1 protein-coding gene is annotated in these 2,638 nt (G+C 73.2%); it reads right to left on the bottom strand.

Annotated elements, in window-relative coordinates; genetic code table 11:
- The coding region (locus ACYVE9_RS22170; RefSeq protein ID WP_461029651.1) for a type I polyketide synthase at window positions 1-2,618 on the bottom strand (2,618 nt) is incomplete at its 3' end.
- Window positions 2,619-2,638: the final 20 nt, after the last annotated feature.

Below are 2,638 nucleotides of genomic sequence, written 5' to 3'. Positions count from 1 at the left end.
CCGTTGGCCCGCGCATCCGACAACCGCTCCAACACCAACACACCCACACCCTCGGCCATGCCCATGCCGTCGGCGCCGGCGCCGAACGGCTTGCAGCGGCCGTCCGGTGCCAGGCCGCGCTGGCGGCTGAAGCCGACAAGCCCGATCGGTTCGCCCATGACAGCGGCCCCGCCGGTGAGAGCGAGGGAGCACTCGCCGGAACGCAGGGAGCGCATGGCCTGGTGCATGGCCACGAGGGCCGAGGAACACCCGGTGTCCATGGTGACGGCCGGGCCCTCCAACCCGAGTGTGTAGGAGATCCGGCCGGACGCGATGCTGGTGACCGTGCCGGTGATCAGGTGGCCCTCAAGGCCCTCCGGCGCCTCACCGCTCGCGCCGTACCCCTGGTGGGAGACGCCGAGGAAGACGCCGGTGTCGCTCCCGCGAAGACTGTCGGGGGCGATGCCCGCCCGTTCCAGGACCTCCCAGCTCGTCTCCAGCAGCAGCCGCTGCTGCGGGTCCATCGCCATCGCCTCACGCGGCGAGATGCCGAAGAACCCGGCGTCGAACTCGGCGGCGTCGTGCAGGAATCCGCCCTCGCGGGCGTAGGTGGTGCCGTGGTGGTCTGGGTCCGGGTCGTAGAGGGCGTCCGTGTCCCAGCCGCGGTCGGTCGGCAGGTGGGAGATGGCGTCCGTCTCGTCGAGGATCATCTGCCAGAAGTCCTCGGGGGTCCGTGCTCCGCCGGGGAAGCGGCAGCCCATGGAGACGATGGCGATCGGCTCGTCGTCCCGGACGTCCATGGCGCGTGCGGCGGACACGGCCGTGGCCGGGGCGGGCAGGTCGCCGGGTTCCGTGGTGGTGTCGTCGACGAGCAGCCCGCGCAGGTGCCGGGTCAGGTCACGGACGTTGGGCTGGTCGAAGACGATGGTCGCGGGCAGGGTGAGCCCGGTCGCGGCATTGAGACGGTTGCGCAGTTCCACGGCGGTGAGCGAGTCGAAGCCGAGTTCACGGAAGGCCCGGGTGGCGGCGATGTCCGTGCCGTCCTCGTACCCGAGCACGGCCGCCACCTTGCCGCGTACCAGGTCGGTCAGGGCGCGTTCCCGCTCCGGGGCGGGCAGCGCGGCGAGTTCCGCGCGCAGTCCGCCGTTGCGGCCGGTGGCTTCCTCGGCGGCGGCCCGGTCGGCCTTCATCACCTCCGCGACTTCGGGCACCTCGTGCAGCAGGGGCCTGGGGTGGGCGGCGGTGAAGACGGGGACGAACCGCTCCCAGTCGATGTCGGCGACCGCCAGGAAGACGTCGTCGTGGTCCAGGGCCTGCTGGAGCCCGGCCACGGCCAGGTGGGCGTCCATGAACGGGATGCCCCGCCAGCGCAGTTGCTCCCGCACGACGTTGACGGCCATACCGCCGCCCTCGGGGCTCCAGATGCCCCAGGCGACCGACGTTCCCACGAGGCCACGCGCCCGGCGCTGGTCGGCGAGCGCGTCGACGTAGGCGTTCGAGGCGGAGTACGCGCCGTGATCGCCACTGCCCCACGTACCGGCGACGGACGAGTAGAGGACGAAGGCGTCGAGGCGGTCGTGGTCGAAGAGGGCGTCGAGGTTCTGGGCGCCCAGCAGCTTCGCGCGGGCCCCCTCCGCGAAGAAGTCCAGGTCGGTGTCGGCCAGGGGCGCGAGCATGCCGACGCCTGCGGTGTGCACCACCGAGCGGACGGCGGGCCCGTCGGCCTCGACCTCGCGCACGAGACGTGTCAGGGCCTCCCGGTCGGCGACGTCACAGGCCGCGATGGTGACACGGCAGCCGAGGGCACCCAGCTCGTCACGCAGTTCCACCGCACCGGGGGCGTCGATACCGTGGCGGCTGGTGAGGACCAGGTGTTCGGCTCCGTTGCGGGCGAGCAGACGGGCCGCGTGGGCACCGAGTCCGCCCGTGCCACCGGTGACGAGGGCGGCACCGCTGGTCCGCCAGGAGCGCGGGGCGGTCCGCCCCGAGAGCGGGGCCCGGACCAGGCGGCGGACGTGGGCCGCGCCCTCCCGGATCGCTAGCTGGTCCTCCTCACCGGAGGAGGCGAACAGGGTGACGAGCGTCCGGGCAGCGTCGTCGTCAACGGCGGCGGGCAGGTCCACGAGCCCGCCCCACCGCGCGGGCTGCTCAAGCGCTGCGACCCGCCCCAGGCCCCACAGGGCCGCCTGGAGCGGGTTGCGGACGGAGTCCGTCCCGGCGCCCGTGGTCACGGCCTCGCTGGTCAGGAACCAGAGGCGGGCGTCCAGGCCCGCGTCGAGCATGCCCTGGAGCAGGGTGACGGAGGTGGTCATGCCGACGGTGGCACCGGAGTGGCCGGGCGCGGCACGCTCATCGAGAGCCAGCAGAGACACGACGCCTTGTACCGGCTCCGGACCGGCCGCCGTGACCAGTTCGGACAGCCGAGCAGCCATCTCGGAGCGGTCCAGGTCACCGGGGGCCACGGTGAGGACGGTGGCCTCGGCTCCGCCCGCGGTCAGCGCCGCGGCGACCGAGGTGACGAGGGGTGCGTCGCGATGCTCCTCGGGTACGGCAAGGATCCAGGTGCCGTGCAGGGTGCGGGAGCCGGCATCGGGCACGGTGTAGGGCCGCCACACCACCCGGTAACGCCAACTGTCCAACCGGGCCCGGTCCTGCCGAC

It is taken from the genome of Streptomyces sparsus, assembly GCF_054776295.1.
Note: the sequence above shows the minus strand (reverse complement) of the source record. Positions and strands in the feature narration are given on the sequence as shown.